Origin of the sequence: Mycobacterium simiae (genome assembly GCF_010727605.1) — a bacterium.
Lineage (GTDB): Bacteria > Actinomycetota > Actinomycetes > Mycobacteriales > Mycobacteriaceae > Mycobacterium > Mycobacterium simiae.
Genome location: NZ_AP022568.1, coordinates 3,605,887 through 3,631,276, shown reverse-complemented (window position 1 = coordinate 3,631,276; position 25,390 = coordinate 3,605,887). Strand labels below are relative to the sequence as shown.

Annotated in this window: 26 protein-coding genes, 1 tRNA gene and 1 pseudogene; 10 read left to right on the top strand and 18 right to left on the bottom strand. The window is 65.0% G+C overall.

All coding sequences use genetic code 11. The annotated features are described in order from the left end of the window. Window positions 1-52: 52 nt before the first annotated feature. Together pstC and pstS are read right to left on the bottom strand one after the other, a co-directional pair. Complete coding sequence (gene pstC / locus G6N33_RS17110) at window positions 53-1,069, bottom strand: phosphate ABC transporter permease subunit PstC (RefSeq protein ID WP_081662067.1); 1,017 nt, start codon at window positions 1,067-1,069, stop codon at window positions 53-55. After that, window positions 1,056-2,168: a phosphate ABC transporter substrate-binding protein PstS gene (pstS, locus tag G6N33_RS17105; RefSeq protein ID WP_044508096.1), complete on the bottom strand. Its 1,113-nt coding sequence runs from the start codon at window positions 2,166-2,168 to the stop codon at window positions 1,056-1,058. The genes pstC and pstS overlap by 14 nt, the downstream gene beginning before the upstream one ends. Window positions 2,169-2,666: 498 nt before the next feature. Here pstS and G6N33_RS17100 point away from each other — a divergent pair, with 498 nt between their 5' ends. The 4 genes from G6N33_RS17100 (at window position 2,667) to G6N33_RS17085 (ending at window position 6,703) form a co-directional block, all read left to right on the top strand. Continuing rightward, complete coding sequence (locus G6N33_RS17100) at window positions 2,667-3,458, top strand: SDR family oxidoreductase (RefSeq protein ID WP_044508098.1); 792 nt, start codon at window positions 2,667-2,669, stop codon at window positions 3,456-3,458. Between the two features lie 24 nt (window positions 3,459-3,482). Further along, window positions 3,483-4,559 carry an NAD(P)H-dependent amine dehydrogenase family protein gene (locus tag G6N33_RS17095; protein WP_044508100.1) on the top strand — a complete coding sequence of 359 codons (1,077 nt, stop codon included), beginning with the start codon at window positions 3,483-3,485 and terminating at the stop codon, window positions 4,557-4,559. A 134-nt stretch (window positions 4,560-4,693) separates the two neighbouring features. Then, window positions 4,694-5,923: an Nramp family divalent metal transporter gene (locus G6N33_RS17090; RefSeq protein ID WP_044508102.1), complete on the top strand. Its 1,230-nt coding sequence runs from the start codon at window positions 4,694-4,696 to the stop codon at window positions 5,921-5,923. Window positions 5,924-6,382: 459 nt separating this feature from the next. After that, the gene (locus G6N33_RS17085) at window positions 6,383-6,703 is read left to right on the top strand and encodes a DUF732 domain-containing protein (RefSeq protein ID WP_044508105.1); all 321 of its coding nucleotides are present in this window, start codon (window positions 6,383-6,385) and stop codon (window positions 6,701-6,703) included. Between the two features lie 11 nt (window positions 6,704-6,714). Here the strand turns inward: G6N33_RS17085 and G6N33_RS17080 are convergent, their stop codons facing one another. Continuing rightward, the gene (locus tag G6N33_RS17080; RefSeq protein ID WP_044508107.1) at window positions 6,715-7,098 is read right to left on the bottom strand and encodes a hypothetical protein; all 384 of its coding nucleotides are present in this window, start codon (window positions 7,096-7,098) and stop codon (window positions 6,715-6,717) included. A 161-nt stretch (window positions 7,099-7,259) separates the two neighbouring features. On the opposite strand from G6N33_RS17080, the gene G6N33_RS17075 reads away from it, so the two are divergent. The 4 genes and pseudogenes from G6N33_RS17075 to G6N33_RS17060 form a co-directional block, all read left to right on the top strand. After that, a complete protein-coding gene (locus tag G6N33_RS17075; protein ID WP_044508109.1) occupies window positions 7,260-8,324 on the top strand; it encodes a poly-gamma-glutamate hydrolase family protein in 1,065 nt (354 codons plus the stop codon). 23 nt (window positions 8,325-8,347) lie between these two features. Further along, window positions 8,348-9,172 carry an LLM class F420-dependent oxidoreductase gene (locus G6N33_RS17070; protein ID WP_081662068.1) on the top strand — a complete coding sequence of 275 codons (825 nt, stop codon included), beginning with the start codon at window positions 8,348-8,350 and terminating at the stop codon, window positions 9,170-9,172. A gap of 54 nt (window positions 9,173-9,226) precedes the next feature. Next, window positions 9,227-9,302, top strand: a tRNA-Arg gene (locus tag G6N33_RS17065). A gap of 110 nt (window positions 9,303-9,412) precedes the next feature. After that, window positions 9,413-9,601 (top strand): annotated as a pseudogene (locus G6N33_RS17060) (helix-turn-helix domain-containing protein); the annotation flags it as partial. 303 nt (window positions 9,602-9,904) lie between these two features. Here the strand turns inward: G6N33_RS17060 and G6N33_RS17055 are convergent. From G6N33_RS17055 to G6N33_RS17035, 5 genes are all read right to left on the bottom strand, one after another. Beyond that, window positions 9,905-10,771 (bottom strand): NAD(P)-dependent oxidoreductase, encoded by an 867-nt coding sequence (locus G6N33_RS17055; protein WP_044508112.1) that lies wholly within the window; start codon window positions 10,769-10,771, stop codon window positions 9,905-9,907. Window positions 10,772-10,816: 45 nt separating this feature from the next. Further along, window positions 10,817-11,992, bottom strand: coding sequence for a thiolase family protein (locus tag G6N33_RS17050; RefSeq protein ID WP_044508114.1), 1,176 nt, complete (start codon window positions 11,990-11,992; stop codon window positions 10,817-10,819). Then, on the bottom strand, window positions 11,992-12,408 hold the full coding sequence (locus G6N33_RS17045; RefSeq protein ID WP_044508115.1) for a Zn-ribbon domain-containing OB-fold protein: 417 nt from the start codon (window positions 12,406-12,408) through the stop codon (window positions 11,992-11,994). The genes G6N33_RS17050 and G6N33_RS17045 overlap by 1 nt, the downstream gene beginning before the upstream one ends. 31 nt (window positions 12,409-12,439) lie before the next feature. Beyond that, window positions 12,440-13,237, bottom strand: coding sequence for an SDR family NAD(P)-dependent oxidoreductase (locus tag G6N33_RS17040; protein WP_044512349.1), 798 nt, complete (start codon window positions 13,235-13,237; stop codon window positions 12,440-12,442). Between the two features lie 120 nt (window positions 13,238-13,357). Continuing rightward, complete coding sequence (locus G6N33_RS17035) at window positions 13,358-14,083, bottom strand: SDR family NAD(P)-dependent oxidoreductase (RefSeq protein ID WP_049919360.1); 726 nt, start codon at window positions 14,081-14,083, stop codon at window positions 13,358-13,360. Between the two features lie 419 nt (window positions 14,084-14,502). Between G6N33_RS17035 and G6N33_RS17030 the strand changes: the two genes are divergently transcribed. After that, window positions 14,503-15,114: a TetR/AcrR family transcriptional regulator gene (locus tag G6N33_RS17030; protein WP_044508119.1), complete on the top strand. Its 612-nt coding sequence runs from the start codon at window positions 14,503-14,505 to the stop codon at window positions 15,112-15,114. Window positions 15,115-15,135: 21 nt separating this feature from the next. Here the strand turns inward: G6N33_RS17030 and G6N33_RS17025 are convergent, their stop codons facing one another. From G6N33_RS17025 to G6N33_RS17015, 3 genes are all read right to left on the bottom strand, one after another. Continuing rightward, window positions 15,136-16,287, bottom strand: coding sequence for a DUF427 domain-containing protein (locus G6N33_RS17025; protein WP_231382469.1), 1,152 nt, complete (start codon window positions 16,285-16,287; stop codon window positions 15,136-15,138). A 151-nt stretch (window positions 16,288-16,438) separates the two neighbouring features. Beyond that, entirely contained in the window at window positions 16,439-17,206 is a 768-nt protein-coding gene (locus G6N33_RS17020; protein ID WP_044508122.1) for an SDR family oxidoreductase, read from the bottom strand. A gap of 99 nt (window positions 17,207-17,305) precedes the next feature. Further along, window positions 17,306-17,917, bottom strand: a complete 612-nt coding sequence (locus G6N33_RS17015) for a TetR/AcrR family transcriptional regulator (RefSeq protein WP_044508124.1) — start codon at window positions 17,915-17,917, stop codon at window positions 17,306-17,308. Window positions 17,918-18,030: 113 nt separating this feature from the next. Between G6N33_RS17015 and G6N33_RS17010 the strand changes: the two genes are divergently transcribed. Further along, a complete protein-coding gene (locus tag G6N33_RS17010) occupies window positions 18,031-18,879 on the top strand; it encodes an SDR family NAD(P)-dependent oxidoreductase (protein WP_231382470.1) in 849 nt (282 codons plus the stop codon). A gap of 5 nt (window positions 18,880-18,884) precedes the next feature. Here the strand turns inward: G6N33_RS17010 and G6N33_RS17005 are convergent, their stop codons facing one another. The 7 genes from G6N33_RS17005 to G6N33_RS16975 all read right to left on the bottom strand — a co-directional run bounded on the left by G6N33_RS17005 (window position 18,885) and on the right by G6N33_RS16975 (window position 25,365). Further along, window positions 18,885-20,012, bottom strand: coding sequence for an acyl-CoA dehydrogenase family protein (locus G6N33_RS17005; protein ID WP_044508126.1), 1,128 nt, complete (start codon window positions 20,010-20,012; stop codon window positions 18,885-18,887). A gap of 1 nt (window position 20,013) precedes the next feature. Beyond that, complete coding sequence (locus G6N33_RS17000) at window positions 20,014-20,655, bottom strand: nuclear transport factor 2 family protein (RefSeq protein WP_044508127.1); 642 nt, start codon at window positions 20,653-20,655, stop codon at window positions 20,014-20,016. After that, window positions 20,652-22,292 (bottom strand): class I adenylate-forming enzyme family protein, encoded by a 1,641-nt coding sequence (locus tag G6N33_RS16995; RefSeq protein WP_101528095.1) that lies wholly within the window; start codon window positions 22,290-22,292, stop codon window positions 20,652-20,654. The genes G6N33_RS17000 and G6N33_RS16995 overlap by 4 nt, the downstream gene beginning before the upstream one ends. A 27-nt stretch (window positions 22,293-22,319) precedes the next feature. After that, on the bottom strand, window positions 22,320-23,087 hold the full coding sequence (locus G6N33_RS16990; protein WP_049919011.1) for an enoyl-CoA hydratase-related protein: 768 nt from the start codon (window positions 23,085-23,087) through the stop codon (window positions 22,320-22,322). Between the two features lie 70 nt (window positions 23,088-23,157). Then, the gene (locus G6N33_RS16985) at window positions 23,158-23,841 is read right to left on the bottom strand and encodes an SDR family NAD(P)-dependent oxidoreductase (protein WP_231382672.1); all 684 of its coding nucleotides are present in this window, start codon (window positions 23,839-23,841) and stop codon (window positions 23,158-23,160) included. A gap of 55 nt (window positions 23,842-23,896) precedes the next feature. After that, the gene (locus tag G6N33_RS16980; protein WP_044508131.1) at window positions 23,897-24,535 is read right to left on the bottom strand and encodes a TetR/AcrR family transcriptional regulator; all 639 of its coding nucleotides are present in this window, start codon (window positions 24,533-24,535) and stop codon (window positions 23,897-23,899) included. Window positions 24,536-24,537: 2 nt separating this feature from the next. Beyond that, window positions 24,538-25,365, bottom strand: coding sequence for a MaoC/PaaZ C-terminal domain-containing protein (locus tag G6N33_RS16975; protein ID WP_044508133.1), 828 nt, complete (start codon window positions 25,363-25,365; stop codon window positions 24,538-24,540). Window positions 25,366-25,390 lie beyond the last annotated feature (25 nt).

Below are 25,390 nucleotides of genomic sequence, written 5' to 3'. Positions count from 1 at the left end.
CTCAGCGGTTGCAGGACCGTGAGCTTGACGGGTTGCCGCAGGCTGTCGATGCTCACGCGTTGACCTTCCCGCCGGCGACCGCGCGGGCCGCGGCGTTGACCACGAACGTCACGACGAACAACGCAAAGCCCGCGGCGATATAGGCCCCGGTCGGCAACGGTTCGCTGAATTCCGATGCTGCGGAGGCGATTTTCGAAGCAAACGTGTAACCGCCGTCGAACACCGACCAATTGCCCGGACGGGCCGCCGCGCGCAAGATAATCAGCACCGCAACGGTTTCGCCCAGTGCGCGACCGAGGCCCAGCATCGACGCGGCGACGACGCCGCTGCGGCCGTACGGCAGCACCGTCATGCGGATCACCTCCCACCGGGTGGCGCCGAGCGCCTGAGCCGCTTCCATCTGGATACGCGGAGTCTGTCGGAATACTTCCCGCGCAACCGAAGTGATGATGGGCAGGATCATCACCGACAGCACGATTCCGGCCGTGAAAATGGTGCCGCCCCCCGCCAGCGACACATTGCCGCTTTTGAACAGAAAGAGCCAGCCCAGATGGCGATTCAAGAATGCGGCGATCGGCTCGAGTTTGGGAGCTAGCACGAAGATTCCCCAGAGCCCGAAAATGATCGACGGTACCGCGGCCAGCAGATCGATTATGGCGGCAAACGGGCGGGCCAACCGCACCGGGGCGTATTGGGTGAGGAACACAGCTATCCCCACCGCAACCGGCACGGCCAGCACCAGGGCACTGACCGAACTGAGCACCGTCACCATCAGCAAGTCGCGGATGCCGAACGCCAACTTCGCGGCACTGCTGGTGTCGAAATCGGCGCTGGTGAAAAAGTTTGCGTGGTTGGCCCGCAGCGCGGGAATGGCGCGAACCAGCAGGAAGACCGCGATCAGTACGATCGCGGCCACGATCGTCGAGCCGGCGGCGATGGCGATCGACTTGAACACTTGATCGCCCCGCCGGACCGCACGCGCGTCAATCGCGGCCAGGGCATGCTCGGTCCCGGATGGATTGACGCGCGATCGTTCTGCCACTACCAGCTCGGGGTCACGAGATCGCATTCGCCGCGGCCGACAGTCTCGACCCGAACGAGTCCGGAATGGGAATGTATCCGTTGTCCGCCAGGCCGCTCTGGCCGGCGCCGATGGCGCTTTGCAGAAAGGCCTTCACCGCCGCGCCGACCTGGGCGTCGGGATACTTCGAGCAGACGATCTCGTAGGTCGCCAACACGATGGGATACGCGCCAGCCTGGCTGGGCCGGTAGAACGAGATCGTGTCGAGAACCAGGTCGTTGCCCTGCCCGGTGATCGCGGCTCCGGCGATGGTTTTGCCCACCGAGTCGGTGCTGATCGCGACCGGGTCCGGGCTGGCCGAGGTGACGATCTTGGCCATGTTCAGATGCTGCGCCTGGGCGAACGACCATTCGTTGTAGCTGATGGAGCCGTCGGTTCCCTTGACGGCCGCGCTGGTGCCGTCGTTGCCCTTGGCGCCCTCGCCCACGCCGCCGTTGAATTTCTTGCCGGCGCCTTTACCCCATGCGCCGTTAGAGGCGGCGTCGAGGTATTTCTGGAAGTTGTCGGTGGTACCGGACTCGTCGCTGCGAAAGACGACGTGAACCGGCTGGTTGGGCAAGGTCACCCCGGCGTTGAGCGCCTGGATCGCGCCGTCGTTCCACGAGGTGATGCTTCCGTTGAAGATCTTCGCCAACGTCGGGCCGTCAAGGTTCAGCGACGAGACCCCGCTGATGTTGTAGGTGACCGCGATCGGCCCGAACACGGTGGGCAGGTTCCAGGCCGGCGAACCGCAGCGCTGTTGCGCGGCCGCGTACTCGTCGTGACTCAGCGGTGAATCTGAGCCCCCGAAATCTGTTTGCTTGCCGGTGAATTCGTGAATGCCGGCACCCGACCCGTTCGGGGTGTAGTTCAGCGTCTGACCGGGGCAGGCCTGTTCGAACGCCTTGACGAACCGGGTCATCGCGTTGGCCTGGGCCGTCGACCCGCTCGCCTTCAACGTCTTGGCACCCCCGCAGGCCACCTTCCCCGACGGCGCACTCGTCGCCGAACTACCTCCGGACGCGTTGTTGTCGCTGCCACATCCCGAAATGACGAATGCCCCTGCCGTCAGGACGCCTACCAAGCCGCCAAACCGGTTGAGTTTCAAGTCAGTTCCTCACCTTTACGATTGAACGCCACGGCCCTGGCCGCAGCAGCCTACAAAATCAACCGTCTGAGTCGCGAACATGAAGCCACAGTACGAACAGGTTAACGCTCGGCAAAACTTGACGTGGTCGTCGCCCCTAGGCGAGCGCGCACCCGGCGCCAATCGCAGTCTGCGGACGACGGATGCCTGCCCGCGTCCGGGCAACGCACGATCGTGCGGAGACCTCGCCTCAAGTGCGAACATCGGTTGTCCGCCAGGCTCTTTAGCGACTTCTGACCATGGGTGCATCATTGTCGGCGCCGCTACCGGTCGCGCTGACAATGCCCGCCATTGCGCAGGACCTGAGCGGCCATTTCGCCCAGGCGTCCCAATAAGCGGAATCGGTCGGTGCATTGCGACCGGCATATGCCAAACTAGAACCTGTTTCAGAAATGCCCCAATCCGAGACGGATGGTCTTATTTCCGTTTCGGCCGACACCTCAACGAAGAGAGGCCGTAATGATCCTGGACAGGTTCCGTCTCGACGACAAAGTCGCTGTCATCACTGGTGGGGGCCGGGGACTGGGCGCGGCGATCGCGGTCGCGTTTGCCGAGGCGGGCGCCGACGTGCTCATCGCGTCGCGTACGGAATCTCAACTAGAGGCCGTTGCCGATCAGGTCCGGGCGGCAGGCCGCCGCGCCCACACGGTCGCCGCCGATCTGGCGCATCCGGAGTCCACCGCCAAGCTGGCGGAGCAAGCCGTGGAGGCGCTCGGGAGACTGGACATCGTCGTCAACAACGTTGGCGGGACCATGCCCAACACGCTGCTCACCACCTCGACGAAAGACCTCAAGGAGGCCTTCACCTTCAACGTCGCCACCGCCCATGCGCTGACCGTCGCGGCCGTGCCGCTGATCCTCGAGCATTCCGGCGAGGGCAGCATCATCAACATCACCTCAACAATGGGCCGGCTGGCCGGCCGCGGATTCGCCGCCTACGGCACCGCCAAGGCCGCGCTGTCGCACTACACGCGGTTGGCCGCGCTCGACCTGTGCCCCCGCATCAGGGTGAACGCCATCGCACCGGGGTCGATCCTCACTTCCGCGCTAGATGTGGTGGCCTCCAACGACGAGCTGCGCGAGCCGATGGAGAAGGTGACGCCCATGCGCCGTCTCGGCGATCCCGTCGACATTGCTGCTGCGGCAGTGTATTTGGCATCACCCGCCGGGAGCTTCCTAACCGGCAAGACACTCGAGGTCGACGGCGGTCTGACCTTCCCCAACCTCGACATCCCCGTCCCGGACCTGTGATCAGCCACCACCAAGGAGCCAGTCATGCCCATTCGCGTCGTCCAGTTGGGCACCGGCAACGTCGGTATCCACGCGCTGAAAGCCCTCATCAATAATCCCGCATTCGAGCTCGCCGGCGTCTGGGTGTCCTCAGCTGCCAAAGCAGGGAAGGATGCCGCAGAGCTTGTCGGACTCGCGGATTCAACCGGCGTGCTGGCCAGCACCGATCTGGATGCCGTGCTGGCCACCGCGCCGCAATGCGCGGTGTACAACGCGCTGGCCGATAATCGGTTGCCCGAAGCGCTCGAGGACTACCGCCGGGTGTTGGCCGCCGGGATCAACATCGTCGGCAGCGGCCCGGTCTTCTTGCAATATCCGTGGGATGTGATCCCGCAGGAGCTCATCCAGCCGCTGGAAGATGCTGCCCGCGAGGGCAATTCGAGCGTTTACGTCAACGGCATCGATCCGGGGTTTGCCAACGATCTGCTGCCGCTAGCGCTGGCGGGCACCTGTCAGAACATCCAACAGCTGCGGTGCATGGAGATCGTCGACTACGCGACCTACGACAGCGCCGCGGTCATGTTCGACGTCATGGGGTTCGGCAAGCCCATGGACGACATTCCGATGCTGTTGCAGCCCGGCGTGTTGAGCTTGGCGTGGGGATCGGTGGTCCGGCAGTTGGCGGCGGGACTGGGGATTCCGCTCGAGGCGGTCACCCAAGAATACGTCCGGGTGCCCGCACCCGAGGACTTCGACATCGCGTCTGGGCACATCGCCAAGGGCACCGCAGCAGCGCTGCGCTTCGAGGTGAAGGGCATGGTCGGCGACCGCCCCGTCGTCGTCCTGGAACACGTCACCCGCCTCCGCGAGGACCTGTGCCCCGAGTGGCCGCAACCCGCCCAGCCTGGCGGGTCCTACCGCGTCGAGATCACCGGTGAGCCTTCCTACGCCATGGACATTTGCCTGGGCAGTCGCAAGGGCGATCACAACCATGCCGGACTGGTTGCCACCGCGATGCGGGTGGTCAACGCAATCCCCGCGGTGGTGGCCGCCCCGCCGGGCATCGTGACCACGCTGGACCTCCCGCTCATCACCGGCAAGGGGCTGTACTTGCCAGAGTGATTCAGCCTGCGGCATGAATCGTGCCGGTTCGGGCGGCGGTAGCATCGGCGCCACCGAGGCCCGGCGTCCGCCCGCCAGCAGGTATCGGTTACCCTCACTTTTTTATTCGGTAACACGGATCGAAGGTCGGTCAGTTGACGCAGGACACCCGGGCCTCGTTCAAGACAAGCTGGTATCTGCTCGGGCCGGCGTTCGTTGCCGCCATCGCCTATGTCGATCCCGGCAACGTCGCGGCCAACGTCAGCTCCGGCGCACAGCTGGGTTATCTGCTGCTCTGGGTGATCCTCGCCGCCAACGTGATGGCCGGGTTGGTGCAGTATCTTTCGGCGAAGCTCGGCCTGGTGACGGGACGCTCGCTGCCCGCGGCGATCGGCAAGGACATGGGCCGCCCGTTGCGGCTGACCTTCTGGGCGCAAGCCGAAATCGTCGCCATAGCAACCGATGTCGCAGAGGTCATCGGCGGAGCGATCGCATTGCGGATCCTGTTCGGGCTGCCGTTGCCGCTCGGTGGGGTGATCACCGGGGTCGTCTCGATGGTGCTCTTGGCGATCAAAGACCGCCGCGGTCAGCTCATCTTCGAGCGTGTGATCACCGGCCTTTTGCTGATCATCGCGGTGGGATTCGCCGCCAGCTTCTTCGTCACCACCCCGCCGCCCGGCGAGATGCTCGGCGGCCTGCTCCCTCGGTTCCAGGGCACCGAAAGCGTGCTGCTGGCGGCCGCCATCCTGGGTGCCACGGTGATGCCGCACGCCGTGTACATGCACTCCGGGCTAGTGCTGGATCGCCACGGGCATCCCGAGCCGGGTCAAGAGCGGCGCTGGTTGTTGCGGGTGACCCGAGTGGACGTGGTGTTGGCGATGGCCGTCGCCGGGACGGTGAATGCGGCGATATTGTTGGTCGCCGCGATCAATCTGCGCGGACAACAAAACATCGCCTCGATCGACGCCGCATACAGCGCGATCCACGGCACTCTCGGCCCGACCATTGCGGTGCTGTTCGCGGTCGGCCTGCTCGCATCCGGCTTGGCATCCTCGTCGGTGGGCGCTTACGCCGGCGCCATGATTATGCAGGGCCTGCTGCATCGATCGATACCGATGATGGTGCGCCGATTGATCACACTGTGCCCGGCCGTCGCGCTCCTAGTCATCGGAGTCGACCCGACCCGGTCGTTGGTGATCTCCCAAGTCGTGCTGTCCTTCGGCATCCCGTTCGCGGTGCTGCCGCTGGTACGCCTCACCAGTAACCGCAAGCTGATGGGCGAGGACACCAACCACCCGATCACGACCGCCATCGGCTGGGCGGTCGCATTGCTGGTCACGCTGCTGAATGTGGTGCTGATCTACCTGACCGTGCAGGGTCAGTAGCAAACGTCACACGCGTGCTGAACGGAAGCCACGCTGCTAAGCGCTGCGGGACGTCGGTCCCAATGAGATGCTGCTTCGAACGCACCCAGAGCAAAGGAACCCCCCACCATGAAAACGCGAGTAGTGATGGCCGCGGTCGGCACGGCAAGCGCGGCGTTGGCCGCTGCCGTCATGTGGACCGCCCCGTCGGCCTCGGCCGAGACCCCCTACTGCAGTGGACTTGGCAACCCCCAGCAAGTCCACGAGTGCAATTGCGGATTCGACTTTGCCCCAGGCACTCAGGAACTTCACGATTGCTTGGCCGGAAACGCGGTCCCGGCGCCCAAACCGTAAAGCGGCCAGCGCGGCCAGTCGCCTTTCACAGGATTCGTCCAGCCGTCTTCGGTTCTTCATCTTTGCGCCGCATTGATCACGCACACTTAGCGGCCTTCACTGTGAAGACGGAAGGGAAACCGTCACATGCCTTCAGCCCGCTGGCCGGCCCGACTCGCCGCTCCCGTCCTGGTCGCCGCCGCCCTGGTGGCGACCGCCTCGATCGCGGCCGCGAACCCTGTTGATGATGCGTTTCTGGTCAAGGCGCGCGGCCTCGGGTTCAGCTGGCCGCCGAATGAGGACAACGACATGATCCTCATGGCGCACCATATTTGTTCGGATCGGTGGAATGCCTGGTCGTCCCAACAGATTGCGGACGACGTGCACAACACCTTGGGCCCACGCGGGGTTAATTTCGGGGACGTCGCGGCCCTGGTGAATCTCGCCGTCGCCACCTATTGCCCGTAGCGAGGACGCGGTCAGCCGACCTTGCTCCAAGTCCCGCAACCCCTGGTCACGAACGCGGTGTCCGTCGGCAGGATCGCGACCACTTGCTGGCCGTCGCCGACGCTGTTGTCGATCACATCGTTGGTGTTCAAGCTTTTCAGCCGGGCCCAGTAGCACGAAGTGCCGCCGGCGCTGCGATAGGTGCCCGGCGCGATGTCGGTGTTCACCAGGAACGTGCCGTTTGCGGGCATCGTCGTCTTGGGTCCCGGCGGAGGTGGCGGCGCCACGGTGACCGTGACGGTGTGAGTGACCGCCGGCACGGTGGACGTCACGGTGATGGCCGCCGGATGGCTCGGGCCGCCACAACCCGCAAGCGCGCCGAGAAGCCCGGCGATCGCGATGAGGTTCCCTCGCATGGAAAGCCATTGTCCCGCCGGTCTGCCCGGGCCGCCCGCACGGGGGCCTTTTCACGGGATTTGCTGTGCTATCCGGAGTTTCTCTGTGCGCCACCTTTTACATAGCTATGCGAAGCACATAGGCTCACCTCGTGCCCATTTGCCCGACGGTGAGCCGCTGAATGCGGGCGTGCCGCCATGCCTACTTCGCATATGGGTCGAACCTGTGCGTTAAACAGATGGCACGCCGGTGTCCCGATGCGACCAATCCGCGACCGGCGGTCCTGTCCGACCACGAGTGGCTGATCAACCAGCGCGGCGTGGCGACCGTCGAACCGATCGCCGGCACCGAGGTGCACGGCGTGCTCTGGGAGGTTTCGGATCACGACCTGACCGCCCTGGACAGCGCCGAGGGCGTTCCGGTGCGCTACCGACGAGACCGGCTGACTGTCCACAGCGACCACGGACCGTCACCGGCGTGGGTGTATATCGACCACCGCGTGACTCCCGGCCCGCCCCGTCCGGGCTACTTGCCGACGATCATCGACGGCGCGATCCAGCATGGGCTTCCACAGCGCTGGATCGACTATCTGCGGCGCTGGGATCCCGCGCGATGGCCACGTCCTGCCTCCGCTAGATCGGTGTCGGGGCTTGGGCCGCAATCATTTTCGGAACTGCTCAGCGCACCCGGGGTGATCGAGGAAAGTCGGCTTCGGTCGCGGTTCGGCTTCCTCGCCATCCATGGGGGCGGGCTGGAACAGATGACCGATGTCATCGCCGAACGCGCGGCCGAGGCCGCCGGCGCGTCGGTATACCTGTTGCGACATCCCGACCGCTACCCCCACCATTTGCCGTCGGCGCGGTTCGACCCGGCCGAGTCGGCGCGGCTTGCCGAGTTTCTCGACCACGTCGACGTCGCGGTCTCGCTGCACGGTTACGGCCGCATCGGGCGCAGCACGCAGCTGCTGGCCGGCGGCCGCAACCGCACGCTAGCCGCGCACCTGGCCCGGCACGTTCAGCTGAACGGGTATCAGGTGGTCACCGACCTCGACAACATCCCGGTGGAACTGCGGGGGTTGCATCCGGACAACCCGGTCAACCGGGTACGCGACGGCGGCACTCAGCTGGAGTTGTCGGTTCGCGTTCGAGGTCTCAGTCCGCGCAGTCCACTGCCGGGCGCTGATGGCCTGTCGTCGGTCACCTCCGCCCTGCTGCAGGGGTTGGTGGCCGCGGCTCGCTCCTGGTAAGTGGTTGGTCTTGGAAATGGAGGTTGCTGGTGGCCAAGGATTTTCGGTTCGGGATGAGCATGCGCTTCTACAAGTCGCGCGAGGCGCTGCTGGACAAGGCCAGGCGCGCTGAAGACGCAGGCTTCGACATCCTTTGTGTGCCTGATCATTTGGGCGCAGCGGCGCCGTTTCCCACGCTGACCGCGGTCGCGATGGCCACCACGAAGCTGCGGCTGAGCATGTACGTGCTCAATTCGGCGTTCTACAAGCCGGCGCTGCTCAGCCGGGACATGCAAGCTCTCGACCTGCTCAGCGACGGCCGCCTCGAAATCGGTCTGGGTACCGGCTACGTGCGAGAAGAGTTCGAAGCTGCGGAGATCCCGTATCCCAGCGCCGGCGCCCGGGTCGATTACCTCGAACACATGACGAAATATCTCAAGGAGCACCACCCGTCGACGCCGCTGATCATTGCCGGCAATGGCGATCGCGTGCTGACCATCGCGGCCCGCAACGCGGACATCATCGGATTGACGGGTTCCAAGGTGCGCGCCGTGGACGACCCGTTCGCCGAACGGGTCGATTTCGTGCGCAGCGCCGCCGGCGACCGCTTCGACTCGCTCGAGTTGAACTTGGCGATCACCGCAATGCCACGGGTCGGCGAGACCGAGCCGGACTTGAAGCTAGCCCGTAGCTACGCCCCAGAGCTGACCGACGAGGAGATCCTCTCCCAGCCCTCGGTGCTCAGCGGTTCGCCCCGCGAAATCGCTGACACATTGCTGGCATACCGGGAGAAGTACGGAGTGTCATCCTTCACCGTCCAAGACAACAACATCGACAACTTCGCCAAGGTTATCGCGGAACTGCGCTGACGAGGTGTGGCCGTCTGTCCCGGATTCACTGCCCCGGTATGCTCAGGCCCGTCCGCCCCCGTAGCTCAGGGGATAGAGCACGGCTCTCCTAAAGCCGGTGTCGCAGGTTCGAATCCTGCCGGGGGCACCAAAAGTGTGTATGACGGCGGCTGATAGTTGACATTTTGTCTTCGGGTGATGCCTGACAGTGTTTCGGTTGATGCTTGACAGTTGCTTCGGCTGATCCTTGACACTCCCTAGATGAGGGAGTTGAGCGTGGCTGAGCAGCGGTATCAGGCCGTGTTGGCAGTGATCAGTGACGGTCTGTCGATTTCGCAGGTCGCCGAGAAGGTTGGGGTGTCGCGTCAGACGCTGCACTCCTGGTTGGCCCGCTATGAGGCTGAAGGCCTGCAGGAGGGGTTGGCGGATCGGTCGCATCGGCCGGTGAGTTGACCGCATCAGATGCCGGCGGTGGTGGAGGGCGCGGTGTTGTACACCGTCGGCATATTTCTGGGAATCCGTACAGAACCGAATCAGCAGTTTCGGCCATGTGCCGCTGGTCGCGGGAGGGACGGGGTAGTGCCGGGATGCTAGCCAGCGCCGACGCGATGGCGTGATGGGCGTGCGGGAGCGCCTGTGGCACTGGCGGATTGCGTGACGGACGGTGGCTCAGTGGGATGGTGGCACTGCAGTGGCCAGCGGATGGTGAGAAAAGTGTCCGTTAGTGCCAGCGATGTCTGCCATGCTTCCCTGTCAACGAGATTCGGTCGCACTCGTGCGTGGAACCCCTAGGCCTTCGGCAAGGTTTTGCAAAGCGATCTTCGCCAGCGGCAGGTCCACTCCCACTTCCCCGCCGAGCCCCAGCGCCAGGCTGAGATCTTTTTCTCCCAAGTCGCGGGTGTGTAGGAAGGGCTGGTAGAGGAAGTGGTCCGGGGCGAGCGGCTTGCTCATGTCGTCGCGGAACATCATCGCTCCGGTGCCGCCGCTGTGTGCATCGGTATGGCGCACGACCCGGCTGAATGCTTGCACATCAAGACCTGCCAACTCGGCGAGTTTCATTGCTTCGCAGGCGGCCGCAAATGACGTGAAAGTCAGCATGTTGCGCGCCAGCTTCATTCGCGTCCCCGCGCCGGGTTCTCCAGCGTGAACCACCATGGATGCCCACTGCTTAAACGTCGGCTTGACGCGCTCGTAGACCTCGCGTTCGGCACCCACCATAACTGCCAGGTCACCCGTCTTCACCGCTTCCACACCGCCGCTGACCGGTGCATCGATGACGTGAATGCCATTGGGCTCCAGTTCCGCGGCCAGTTCTACTGCTGTCCGGTGGTCGATCGTGGAGTGGATCGCGATGACGGTACCGCGCTTGGCCCGCGGGGCAAGCCGCGCCACCACGTGGCGCACTTGCTCGTCGTTGAGCACCATCACACTGATGACGTCGGCGACCGCCACGTCGGCCAGGGCGTCGGCCACCTGCACTCGGCCGTCGGCGAATGACGTTGTGGCATCCGGCCGGACGTCGAAGACGATCAAGCCACCGGGCCAGTCAACCAACCGCTGGGCCATCGGCGCGCCCAAATTGCCCAGCCCGATGAAGGCGACCTTTGGATGTTCCGCCATGGAATCCTCCTCGGAGTTGCGTGATCATTGTGCACGACGGCATGCTCACGCCCGCCGCAGCAGCATTGCGGTGGTGCCGCTGTTGGCCGCTCCTACGCCAACCGCGGCCAGGGTCGCACCGTCGACCTGTCGCGCACCGGCCTCGCCACGAATCTGCAGGCAGGCTTCATGGAGATGTCCGAAACCGTGCAGGCGTCCGCCAGAGAGCTGCCCTCCCGCAGTGTTGATCGGGACGTGTCCGCCCAGCGAGATGCGGGCCGGGTCCGCGACCCACGCCCCGGATTCGCCGACCGGGCAGAAACCGAAGTCCTCCAGCCAGCAGAGCACGAACACACTGAACCCGTCATACAACGAGGCAACGTCGACGTCGTCCACCGTGAAATCGGTGCGCTCCCAGATCGTGGACCAGCGCGAACTAATCCGGGTGATGTCTTCCCCTGCCTCCCAGGTGAACCGGTCGTGGTGGGCACAGTCGAGGGCCTCGACAGCCACGCCGGGGTGATCCAGCGCCGCAACGTGCTCGGCACGCGAGACAACAAACGCGGTCGCCCCGTCGCAGGCGATGTCACAGTCGAACATGCACAACGGGTCTGAGACCATTCGCGCACTCAGGTACGCGTCCAAGTCGAGTGGCTCGCGATAGATCGCTGTGGGGTTGCGCGCGGCGTGCGCCCGCTGCGCGATGGCTATCGACGCGAGCTGCTCCCTGGTCAGGCCGTAGCGCAGCATCCGCGCGCGAATCTGCAGCGCCGCCAGGTTAGCCGCCGTCACGCCAAATGGCATCTGCCATCCCAACATTCCAGCGGGACGACTGCCCCCAGACCCGTAGCCCTTGCGCCGGCCGGCACCCTGAGCGGTGCCCTCCCAGATGCTGCGCCAACACAGGACGTGGTCGGCAAGCCCTCCCGAAATAGCGAGCATCGCGTCGACCACGGCGCCGAGCTGACCGGGGGACTCGACTCCCCCGGCGACCCACTTCGGCTTGATTCCCAGTGCGTCGTGGATGTCCCGCAACGACGCCCCGGAGAACCCGACGCCGGGTTGCGAAGCCCCGGGATAGGTTGTAAGGCCGTCGATGTCGGCCAGCGACAAGCCTGCGTCGGCAACCGCGGCCAGACACGCCTCGGCGGTGAGCTCGAGGGGGTCACGCCGCAACCGGCGGCCGATTGCCGACTGGCCGATGCCGCTGATGATGGCCCGGTCGGAAACCGCGTTATTCATCAGCGCTCCGGCTCGAACAATGGAATGAACACCTCGTCTTCGCCGTCTATGCATCGATCGAACGTGACCCGAACGGGCATATTAGGGGTTACTTCGGCGGGATGGACGTTCACCAGGTTGGTCAGCAGGCGCGCCCGCTTGTCCTCGGCCGGGTTGACGAATGCGATGAGATAGGGCGGCGTGAACCCCGGGAACCATTGGTGACGGTTCACTGTCCAGGATTCGACGAACCCGCGGCCGCTGAGGTCGACATACTCGGTGGCCGCGTGGTCAACAGGGCACAGCAGCGCGGGCGGGTGACATAGCCGCCCACAGCAGGTGCAGCGTTGCATGCGCAGCACTCCGTCGGCCCCAGAGGTCCAGAAGGGGCGATTCAGAGCGGTCAGCGCCGGCGCCGGCCGTGGATTTTCTGGCATGTGGGTCACTCGTATTGGATGGAATCGACTGCTAGCCAAACACTCCCGGTGATTGCGAGTAGTCCACCGTCGACAATTCGGTCATGCCACCATCGATGTGCAGCACCGTGCCCGTCACGAACGCCGCGTCATCCCCTGCCAAAAAGGCCACCGCGGGCGCGATCTCAACTGGACTGGCGCCCCGCTTCATCGGCGAGGCGGCGGCGGTTCGGGTGTAGTTGTCCCATTCGGTACCGATGAGCTTTTCCTGGGCATCGGTAAGGGCGAACGGGCACACCGCATTGACTCGGATGCGGTGGCGAGCCCACTCGTTGGCGGCCACCTTGGTCAGCGCCGCCACCGCGCCTTTGGCCGCCGAGTACGGAGCAGTGTAGGCGATGCCGGCGAGGGCAGAGCCCGAGACGAAGTTGATCACCGACGCTCGCCCCGACTCGCGAAGAAACGGAAAGCAGAGCTGCATGAACCGGAAGGTCGCCTTGGGCCCGGTGGCCTCCGAGAGTTCCCAATCCTTGTCGGTGACCAGTTCGAGCGCCTTCGGCATCGCGAAGAACTGGGCCGCGTTCACCAAGATGTCGATGCGGCCGCCCCCGGTTTCCGCCACCTCGTGCACGGCGGCTTCAATCGCATCGCGGTGGGCCACATTGGCCCTGATGAAGGAGGCCCGCCCGCAATTGCCACGAATGCGCTCGACGCGATCAAGGCCCTTCTCCTCGTTCAGGTCCACGATTGTGACCTGGGCGCCCAGACCGGCTAACTCCTCGGCAATGGCCCCTCCCAAACCCTGAGCTCCGCCGGTAACCAGCGCGCACCTGTCCTCCAGACGAGACAAGACCACTCCTTGCTGCGATGTAACAATGGAACACGAAGCGTTCAATTATTCAATAATGGCAGATCCGAGCGGCAATGCCTAGCGATGGTCGGGCGCGCGGACTGGTTCAGCGGATCACCGTTAACCGTTGCGCTGCCCTCCGGTCACAAAGATGTCCTGACCGGTGATCGCCGCAGCCGCATCCGAGGCGAGCCACAGCGATGTATCGGCGACCTCTTCCGGTAGGACCAGGCGGCCCAGGGCATTCGCCGATGCCAGACGCCGGCGAATGACATCGGGCGCTAGCCGCTGCTCGTGCGCGAGTCTCGCGATGTAACTGTCGACCAGTTCACCTGCGACAGTGCCGATGACCAGGGTATTGACCCGGATGCCCAATTCACCGACTTCGGTGGCGAGGGTTCGGCTCAGCGCGCTCAGACCCGATTTCGCTGCCGCGTAGTGCGCCTTGCGGGGCAGCGCTGAATTCGCGGCTAGTGACGACATGAACTGAATGTTTCCGCGGCGGGCATCGATCATGGCATGCTGAAGGACTTCTCGAGAGAGCAGCATCGGCGCCAAGAGATTGGTGTCAAGCACATCCTGCCAATTGGCCACCGTGGCATCGGCGACCGCCTGATCCACTCCGGGTACTCCGGCGTTGTTCACGAGGATGTCGAGGCGGCCGAATCGTGACATCGCTTTAGTAACCACTTCTCGGCACTGGTGCTCCACACGGATATCCGCAACCAGTTGCATTGCTTGGTGACCGTCGTTTGCCACCAATCTCGCCGTGTGAGCCAGTTCTTCGCCCCGGCGCGCAACCAGGATGACGGTCGCGCCGTACGCGGCATATCGGCGCGCCAGCACCCGTCCGATACCACCACTCGCACCGGTGATAAGTGCCACCAGCCCGCGCAGGCCGATGTGCGCTGTGCTCGCTGTCTGATGGGGAGTATCGATCATGTGATACGCCTAGTCGCCGAAATGCCGTGCAACAGGCGGAGTCACAAACAGGTGAGCGAAGGTCTCCAAGAGCAGTAGGTCAGCCTTTCCCCTGGCGGTGAGTCGCGAGTAGGCAGCCGACGTGTGATTACACATACACATAGTATGTATTGTTGTGTAACCAGCGACCAGGCTCAATGTGCTGCCGGCCCATCGGGCAACAGCTCTTCCAAGGGCCCAATCAACAAGTTCGCGGTCGACGCGGCGGTGACGACGACGGCTAATCCGCACGTCGCGTAGCATGAATAACCGGGATCACTGCCGTTGGGCGCGTAGGAGTGACAATGTTGACTGATCCAGTCACCGGCGAAGCGCAGGTCGCCGAGGAGTTCGACCGTCGCGACCAGATTCTCGACGCCGCAAACGAATGCTTCGCTCAGTTAGGCATTCAGCGCACTAGTGTGCAGGACGTTGCGCGCATGGCTAAGGTCTCTCGGGGCACCATCTACCGGTACTTTGTAGATCGCGATGTCCTGATCGAGGCGGCCATCGAGTATGGCGCCCAACGCTTCTACCGCGAGGTCGCCGCGGCAATGGCGAAGAAGTCAACGCTGGCCGAACAACTCGGCGCGATGGCCGAAACCCATGCGAAAATCCTGCTGGACCACCGGACTCGCAACCGGCTGATGGCCGACGATGCGGAGTTGATGCGCCACATGGTCGCCGATGGCGACGCCGCCGTCCGCCGCACCACCAAGTTTTTGGAACCTTATGTCCGCGATGCCCAGAAGCGCGGCGAGGTCGGCGCCGGAGTCGACGTGACGGCCGGCAGCGAATGGCTGGCCCGCATCATCTATTCCTTCTCGACTGTCAATCAGGGTCTGACCTTCGATATGACAAAGCCGGCCACGGTCCGCCGCTACGTCGAGAAGTTCGCGATCAACGGCCTGCGCTGACGCGGTCGAGCAGCATGTCCGTCACATAGCCGTTCGGCTATCGCGGCCCATCGCCGCGGGCTCGGTCGCGAACTCACGCACCATCGCCTGGATGGTGTACGACGCGGCGAGCCGTCCATCTCGCGCGAAGACCCGGCCATCGCCCTGCACAAGTCCGCGTCCCGACCAGAAGGCGTGGTTGGTGTACAGCAGCCAGTCTGCGACCCCGACGTCGTCGTGAAAAGCGATAGTCGCCTTCATGATCCCGGTCGACAGGGTGGCATGCGCGCGCGCCTCGCCCAACCCCGGATGCGGCAACATTCCGGCGGCGATCGTCCAATGTGTCGTCGACTGGGCAAGCAACGCGGCGTTCAGGTAGGGGGTCCGCGGCGTGTCGCGAAAACGGACCCAGGCGTTGATAATCGGCGGCCCTACCCGATCGGGATCCGGGTCATAGGCACCGTCGACCACCCGAATCTCGCGGCCGGTCATCCCAAAGCCGTGGAACGGCACCGCCGAATCGGGTCCTGGAACGTCCGGCATGGGCTCCACGGCCCGCATGACGTCGCCGGCTCCCGAGTCCGCGAGCACCAAGCCTGCGCTACGCAGCACCCCGTTCTGGCTGATGCGTATTTCGGCCAACGAAAACGACCTGCCCCGCCGTAGCACGTCGACGGACAGATCTACGGGCGCATCGAACGAGGCCGCTTTGACGAAGATCATCGACGCCGATGTAACCCGTTGCCCTGGAAGCGATTTCGATGCAGCGACGATGGCCTCGCCGAGCAGCTGGCCACCCTCGACGACGTTGCGATGAGTTGGCCCATGAGCTGGCCCGATGAACCGGTCATCGGTCACCTGCTCGACGTCGATGATCCTGCACAGCTCGGTGGCGTCTCCCCACAGTGGGAACGTCACCGCAACTGTCGAGCCGTCCGGCCAGTCTTCGACGACGACCACGCGCACAGCGTCGTCATAGAAACAGACGTGTCCCGCGATCGCCGCGACCTCCGGCAACGGGGTGCGGTAGCCCCACACGACGTTCTCGACACCGGAGCCCGGTTCGCTGAGGCTCCAATAACTTGCCCGGCCCTTGAAAGGACAGACGGTGCTGTGATCCGACGGGCGGAACAGCTCCCACCGCACATCTGACTCCGGAAAGTACAAGCGATCCTCGTGGTCGGTCTCGGTCACCACAAGGCACCGGTCGCTCTGGGCAACAAGCAAGTCGCCGAACCAAACCTGGCCTCGGCGAGGACAGGGGGTCGCATCAATCCGGTAGTCGGGGTAATCGGGCCAGGCCGACTCCACTTGCGTCGTCATCACTGCCCGCTGGTCTCCGGCCTCATACCGTCACCGTACGACGCGGCGATGACGGTGGACGGATCACGAGCTGCTCGAGGCCGACGGCGGGAAAGTTCAACGCGCTCGCGAATGTTCCTGCCAGCGTGTCGGCGACGTCGTCGGGCGACATCAATGTCTCCTGCAAGAGGCCGCGTGCGACCCAATCCTGCACAACCACGCCGAGCAGTTCGGGGTCGAACGCCGCGGTGAACTCCGTCGGAACGGTGCCGCCCACGGTGACACAGCAGTAGCGAAAGTGCGGATGCTCTGTGCGCCAGGCATTGAGGCTTTCGGACAACGCGGCCTTGCTCGAGGAATAGGCGCCCAGCGCGGTCCGGGGCTGTCCGACCGTTTCGGAGGACAGGGCGCTGATGATCGCGGCGGGCGCGAGCACCGGCAGACAGGACCTGATGACGTGGTGCACACCGACGACGTTGGTCTGCATCACGTCCATCCAATCGTCGATAGACGTGTCGGCCAACATTCTCAACGGCGCGTATCCCACCGAAATGAACAGCAGGTCGATCTCGCCGAAGCGCTGGCGGGCCATCTCGGCGAACCGTGCGCAATCGTCAGCGTCACGCACGTCCGCGTCGATGGCGGCACCGGAACCGGCTTCGGCAACGACCTCTTCGAGACGGTCTCGCCGGCGCGCCACGATGAGCAGGTCGGCGCCCTCCTTAGCGGCGCGGATGGCGAATGCCCGCCCGATTCCGGCCGATGCGCCCACCACGACGACCCGCTTGCCGGCTAACGTCCGTTCGCCCATGTGCCTGACCACCGATCGAGAAACCCTGCGTAAAAACCCGTCCGACATTGAGGAACAATAGTACATCGATTGTTCAATTGAGCGGCCTATGCAGGTTCTTCAGCGAAGCCCGTTGATGGCGAAAGCCTCCACGTAGCGCCGGACAGTGTCCGGCTTCGACATGTCGAACGTCTGGGCCTGGTTAACGGTGGAGAATGACCAGATGATGCGGGCCAGCCATTCGCTGGCCGCGGTGACGTCGACGCCGGTGCCCACCTCGCCGCGCTCGCGCGCGGCCCGCACATAGGGTTCGAGGAAATGGGTGGATCGCCGGACCGCCGTGTCACCGTCGGAGATCATGTGCCGCATCAGCTCGGCATCGTCGGCCATCAAACGGTTCCGCGTCCGATGGTCGAGGAGGATTCTGGCGTGAGTTTGCGCCATCGCCCCGACCTGCTCCGCCAGCGTGTTTTTCTTCGCCATCGCCGAAGCGACCTCGCGATAGAACCGCTGCGCGCCGAATTCGATCGCGGCATCGATGAGCACGTTGCGGTCTTCGAAGTACCGGTACACCGTGCCCCGTGACACGTTGGCTTTTCGGGCGACGTCCTGCACGCTCGTGCGCTGAATGCCGAGCTGAGTGAAGCATTCGTTGGCCGCCTCGAGAATCTGGTCGCGGCGATCGAACTCCCCCTCCGATTCGAGTTCGGCAGGGGCGGGTTTCGTCGACATGTCGCACTATGCTACGCGACAAATTCGGGCGTTGTGTTCCATCTATGGGTCGGCCGGTCACTGAACTGCGGCCAGGAGTAGTCATTGCAACACTTGGCGTACTGCTGTCTAGTATGGCTGTCGTCGGCGATGACGCCAGAAACGAGGGCAGCGTGGAACTTGGTGTGGCGGGGCGCAACTTCGTCCTCGTCGGCGGGACGACCGGTATCGGGTTCGCCGCCGCCCAGCAGCTCGCCGTCAACGGCGCCAACGTGGCGCTGCTGGCTCGTGACGGAGAGCGCGCCCGAGCGCGTGCCGAGCGACTGACCGCAGACTACGGGGTGGGCGCGGTCGGCATCGCCGTCGACGCCGCGGCCGCCGGTGATGGCGTGGGCCGCGCCGTCGACCGCGCGGCCGCAAGCCTGGGTCCGTTGCGCGGCCTGGCCGTGACCGCGGGACCGATGAACCAGCAGGGGCCGTTCCTCGAACACGGCGACGAGTCGTGGGACTGGTACTACCAGTTGATTCTGATGGGAACCGTGCGTTCCTGCCGCGCCGTCATCCCGCACCTGCAACGCAATGGCGGCGGAACCATCGTGACGACGGCCGCGTATTCCGTTCGTGCGCCGAAGGTCCTGATTCCGCCGTACAACGCTTTGAAGGCGGCGGTATTGACCTTGTCGAAGATTTTGGCGAAAACGCATGGCCCGGAGGGCATCAGGGTGAACACCGTGTGCCCCGGACTATTCGATACCGAGGTGAATGACTTCATCCGCGCCCGGCGGGCAGCGGAGTACGGGGTGGCGTTGGAGGACGCGGTTTACACTCACCTGGCAAGCAACCCGGACTGGAATATGCGTGTCGCCCTTGGCCGCGGCGGGCATCCCGAAGAAGCGGGCGAGCTGATCGCCTTTCTGCTCGGCGACAGGGCAGCTTTCATGACGGGCGCGGCCGTCAACATCGACGGGGGCACGGACTTCTAACCCTCTCAGAGCCCGATTTCGTCGGCGAGAAGTCCCCGGTGATAGGGGGCGTCGCCCAGCAGGCGCCCCGACGATTGAGCCCGCTTGAAATAGAGATGGGCGGGATGCTCCCAGGTGAATCCGATGCCACCGTGAATCTGGATATTGGCGGCGGCAGCGCGGGCATAGGCCTCGGAACTGCACGCCTTGGCCAACGATGCCACCGCCGGCAATTCGGGCGCGCGTTGGGCCGCAGCCCGCACCGCGTAATAGGCTGCGCCGCGGGCACATTCGATGTCCAGGAAGAGGTCGGCGCACTTGTGGCGGATGGCCTGGAATGAGCCGATGGGCTTGCCGAACTGTCTGCGGGCTTTCGCGTAAGCAACGGCCATCTCGAGGCAGCGTTGCGCGCCGCCGACCTGTTCTGCGGCCAGCGCGGCGCAGCCGAGTGCGAGGGTCGATCGCAACACCGCCTCCGCGCCGCCCTCGCGACCGACGAGCGACGCCGGCGTGGCGCTGAATTCGATACGGGCCTGTTTTCGGGTCTGGTCCAGGGTGGACAGCGCGCGCCGAGCAACGCGGTCGAAGCGGTCGACCGCGAACAGCGACAATCCGGAGTCAGTCTGGGCGGCTACCAACAGCACATCGGCGCTGCAGCCGTCGAGGACATAGGCTTTGGCTCCGTCCACCACCCACCCGTCGGCCGTTTTTCGGGCCCGCGATCGGATCGCGCCGGCCTCCCAGAGGCCCGACTCCTCGGTGACCGCGAGGCTGGCGATAGTCGCTCCGGACGCGATGCCCGGCAGGTATCGGCGCTGGGCCGCGTCGTCGCCGGAACCGAGGAGCGCGCTCGACGCCAGTACCGAAGATGCGAAGTACGGCGAGGGAACCAGCGCCCGCCCCAGCTCCTCGGCGACGACGCCGAGTTCGACGAAGGTGAAGCCTTGGCCGCCGAATTCTTCCGGGATCGCGAGCCCGACCAGGCCCAGTTCGTCGGACATCTGCGCCCACAACAGTGGGTCGTAGCCCAGCGGTGATTCCATGTGGCGGCGCACCTGCGCTTCGTCGGCCTTGCTCTCGAAGAAGCTGCGCACGACGCGGCGCAACTCGTTCTGCTCGTCCGTGAAACCGAATCCCAGCGCATTGCTTAACATTTCAAGACCTCGGGGCTCCGCGTCCCGTCGGGCTCACCCGCGGCGCGCCAGCGCCCCGGCGCAATGTGCGCAGCCACTCACCGACGGCGGCGGGGGCCGGGACCGGCGCGTCGAAGTGTCCGGGGTCGGCGGCCCAGAACTCTTCCCACGAGGGAAACGCGTCGTGAAACGAGCCGTCCTGGCCGGGGCTGCCGGGCCAGCGCACCTTCCGTGGGCCGACCGGCGGGTCGGTGATGTCGCTCCGGTACCAGAACAGCGGGGTGCGGCGCGCGAAATACCAGTGGCCGTCCCGCCGTTCGTAGCGGTCCAGGTAGGCCAGCATCTCGATAAACCACGCGGTCTCGGTTTCCAAGTCATTGCGCGAGTACACAAGTCCGCTCGCGGTATCGGCGCCGTGAACGTCGATAACATGACCGAGGACACCGTGCGCGCTGCCCAGCAGCGTCGGACGCACCTCTGCGTCGTACCATTGGCGCATCGCGTCGCGGCCGCGGCACTTGCCCGGCACCCCGACGTCGTCGACGAAAAGGTTTACCAGGGAATCGAAGTCACGCATGTCCAATGCCACCGCGTACCGCGCCGCCAGCTGACGAATTTCCTCGATGGCCTCCAGGCGGGCGATTCGCTCCTCCAGTCCGGTCACGCCAGCTCCCCCGACGTCAGTAACTTCACCAGGCGGGGCTTGTCGATCTTGTTCGTGGTGGTGTAGGGCAGCCGGTCGTCGTCGGGGAAAATCACCCAGCGTTTCGGAATCTTGTACGCGGCCAGTTCCTTTCGGCACGCTGCCGCGAGCTCGTCTTGCGACATGCGCCGCCCTTGATTGAGCACGACGACGGCGCAGACGAGCGCACCCTTGTCCGGGTCGGGAACGCCGACGACATAGGCGATCCGGACGCCGTCGACGCCGCCGATCACCGCCTCCACCTCCACGGGCGCGACGTTGGCGCCCGAGGTCTTGATCATGTCGTCGGTGCGTCCGGCGAAATACAGAAACCCGTCATCGTCTAGGTATCCGGCGTCCTTCGTGTGATACCAGCCGTCGGCGTCGAACAGGTCGCCGTGCTGCCGTCCGACCATGCCGCGCATCATGGCCGTTCCCCGCACGCAGATTTCCCCGACCGTCCCGTTGGGCACCGCTACGCCCGACTCGTCGACAACCTTGTGCTGATAGCCGGGTGCGGATATCCCGAGCGACCCGCGCTTGGTTTGCGGTACCGGTTCGTGTGGTGGCCACCAGGTGTGCGAACTGCACGTTTCGGTCATCCCCAACTGTGTGACCAGCAGCGACGGATTGGCCGCGCGCAGTTCCGGCGGTAACAGGACCTGGTGGTATCCCGCGCGCAGACTTGACAGATCTGTGGACGAGAAGTCGGGATGATTCGCCAGTGCCCGGCCCACGTGGGGGAATCCTGTTGCGTAGGTGGCCCGTTCGGATTCGAGCAGGCGCAGCACGTCGCCGGCGTCGAACTTGTGCTCGGTGAGAATAGTGGCACCGGTCTGCATCGGTCCGAGCAGACCGAAGACCAACCCGGCAACCCAGAAGAACACCATCGGGATATAGACCCGGTCGTCGGGCTTCCACTCGTGCTGCGTGGCGACGAAGCGAGAGTGTGTAATCGCGGTGCCGTGCGTGTGGATGACACCCTTGGGGTCCGACGTGCTTCCCGATGTGTAGATGACGACCAGGTCGTCGGAGGGGCGGACGGTGGATTCGCACGCGCGCAGAAACGCTTCGGGCACCGGGTCCGGCCATGCACTGGGCCATGGGCGCTCGGCGTTGCCGAGCCCAAAGATGTTGCGCAACTGCGGCAGCCGTTCGAGGATCAGCGGTGCGCGCGGGGACGAAAGCTCGCCCGTGGCATCGCCGACACGCGCCAGCATGTCCTTGCCGAGCATTGAGTCGACCGATAGCAGGGTGTGGATATCGGCGTCGCGAAGCAGCCACCTCAACTCCGGCGGCTGAAAGAAGGTGTTGATCGGCACGGCCACGGCGCCGATCCGCGTGGTCGCCAGGAAGGCGACCACGAAGTCGGGTCCGTTGGGCGCCAAGATTCCGATCCGAACGCCTCTGGTGATCCCCGCCGCAAGCAGCCGCCGCGCCATCTCGGCCGACCGAAAATCAGCCTGCGCGTACGTGATCCGCTCGATCGTCCCTCCACCGGCCGAGCTGACGACGAAGTCGTTGTCTCCGTAGGCCGCGACTAGGTTGGCCAGCATCGACGGGACGACGGGTGGGTACGGCAGCGGGTCATAGCTGAACGTTCGTGCGGATTCACCCATGGCGCGTCATTTCACAACTCATTCGACTCATTCCACGACCCACCGCGGTTCCCGCTTCTCCGCGAACGCGAGCATCCCTTCCCGGTAGTCCGGATGGGTCAGCTGGTGTTGCAGCACGTAGCGGTACGCGACGTCGTTGGCCGCGCGCAGCCCGACATCGAGGCTGCTCCACATCGCCTTGATCGACGCCTGGACCGTCGCCGGCGAGAGTTTCGCGATGTCCAAGGCGATTTCGCGCGCCCGCTGTTGCAGCCGGTTCGCGGGCACGACCTCGTTGATCAGGCCGATCTCGTAGCCCCGCCGCGCGCTGATGCGGCCCTGCTTGGTCATGAGACCCAGCTGCATCACCATCGACAGCGGCATTCTGCGCAGCAGCACCGCGGGCTCGAGCGCGAACACGTTTCCCACGGCCAAGTGCGTGTCGATCAGCTCGGCATGCTCGGCCGCGATGATGAGGTCGGCGTCGGCGACCTGGTGCAGGCCGCCGCCGACGACCATTCCGTTGAGGGCGCAGATGACCGGCTTCCACACATCGTGGTGCAGCCGCGAGCCGGGAACCTTGTTGCGGATGCCGCCCTCGGCCGTTGCCCGGATGTCCTGGCCCACGGAGAACGCGCGGTCTCCGGCTCCGGTGATGATGGCCACCCGGATGGTCGGGTCCTCACGCACCCGGGCCCACGCGATGCCGAGCTCGGTACGGGTCAGGTCGTCAGTGGCGTTGAGCCGCTCCGGTCGGTTGATCGTGATGGTGGCGACCTGCTCGCTGACGTCGAACAGGATTCTCTTCAGTTCCACGACATCCCCTGGCATCGATTCGTAGCAGTAAACACTACATCAGCATCTGTCTTGTCGTTCCGCATCGACATCATGGCATCCATTGCCCCCCGGACACCGAAATGAGCTGGCCGGTTACGTGTTTGGCCGCGGATGAGCACAGAAATGCCACCACGCCGGCCACGTCGTCCGGCTCACCGATGTTTCCGGTCAACGTTGTCCGGCGCATCTGTGCCAGCTCGTCCTCCGTCTTGCGTGACAACAGCCACGGCGTCGCGGTGGTGCCGACCACGACGGTGTTGACCCGGATGGCATGCGCACCGAGCTGAACGGCCATCAGCCGGCTCAGCCCTTCAACACCCGCTTTGGCGGCCGCATAGGCCGGCGGCCCGGTCCGCACCCCGTGGGCGGACACCGAGCTGACATTCACGATGACCCCGCCGCCGTGGGCGACCATCTGTCGGCCAGCGACCTGCGCCATCACGAAGGTGCCCTTGAGGTTGACCTCGACGATGCGGTCCCAGTCCTCGTCCGTTTGCTCGAGAAATGTTCCGGGCAGCGTCATACCCGCGTTGTTGACCAATGCCCGAACGGGCCCATACCGGTCAGCCAAGGTGCTCAGCGCGTCCTCGACCGCGTCACGGTCGGTGATCGATACGTTCATCGGGACGAGCAATCCCGATCTCGCGTCGTCTGAATCCTCCGCGCGCGCAACGGCCTTGGCGTTAACATCGATCGCGGATACCCGGTACCCGCCGCAAATCAAAGCGGCCACAATCGATTCGCCGATGCCTCGCGCTCCCCCGGTGACGACCGCGAGCGGACGAGAGTCACCCGACACGCTGCCCACTTCCCCGCCCTGGCCCGGAGGTCGTGCCGGTGCGCTCGATCGCGGCGATCGAGGGCCGCACCAGTTCGACGGATTCGGCCATCAGACACGACAAATCACCGTGACCGCCGGCGGCGACCCACGAATCGATCGCGGCGCGGTTGGCGGCGTTGATCAGCGTGGCGGCCAGCCGAGGCCGCAAGTCGGGTTGTGTGTCGCTGCCCAGCCAGCGCGCGACCTCGGCGGTGAGCTGATCGATCCAGTCCTCGTTGATCCGCAGCATGGTCGCGCGCAGCGCCGGCAGGCTGTGGTACATCCGCGCTCGGGCCAGGAACATTTCGGGCTGATCGACGATCGCCCGCGCCACGGCCATCGACGTCTCGGCGAGGGCTTCCCACAGTGAGTCCGATCGCACCGCGCGAAAGCGGCGGATCGCCTCCTGTAGCCGCTCGGCGTAGCCGTCGAACAGGATGTCTTCCTTGCTGGCGAAGTGATGGAAAAACGTGCGCGGAGCGACTCCGGCCGCCGCCGAAATCTTGTCGACGGTGGTCCCCTCGTAGCCCTGGGTGGTGAACAGCTCGATCGCCGCATGGATGAGTGCCTGTCGGTTGCGCAACCCGCGGGCCCGTCGTTGGTCCATGCTCATACCCCTGCCAGCGTGGCGGTTCCGGAACTCAGAGCGACGACGTCACCCTGCAGCGTTCGGAAACGCACCGAATCTTCGGTTCGCCAGATCTCTGTCCGCAGCGGGGCATCGAGCTTCACCTGCTTGGAGAATCGGCAGCCTAAGGATGCCAGCGACTGCGGGTCCCCGTCGCCGATCCGGTCGATCACCGCCCGGGCGGCGAATCCCAGCGTGCACAGCCCATGCAGGAAGACGTCGTCGAAGCCGTACTTGCGGGCCGCCTCCGGGTCAATGTGCAGCTGGTTGCGATCGCCCGAGAGCCGGTAGAGGGCGGCCTGCTCGGGTCGGACGACATCGTCGAACACAGCATCCGGCGGCCCGTCGGGGTCCGGTTCGGCCGCAGGTCCACGCTCGCCGCCGAACCCCCCTGCACCGAGGACCATGGTTTGAGACCTGGCGACGAACACGGTCCCGTCCGGGTCGGCGCCGCGGCTGGTCAACTCCACGGCGGCGTGTTTGCCCTTGTCCCACACGGCCGACACCTCGGCTCGCACCGACAGTTCCCCGCTGGCGCCCATCGGCCGGTGCAGTTCCAGCGACTGTGCGGAGTGCACGATCGGGTACGTGCCCAGGTCGAGCACACTGCGCAGGTCCTTGACGGCCCACCAGTTGGCCACCAGGGCAAACGTCGGAAGCACATCGGGACCGCAGGCCTCGTTGAGCAGCCTCAGCTCAGAAGGCGGGCGGGCGCCCACCCCCAACGCGTAGAGGATCACGTCGGTCTCGCCCCACCGGAAGGTGCACGGCGGCAAAGCGGTCCCGACGGCAGAGTCGGATAGCGTCATCGCGCCTCCCAACTAAACGGATTGA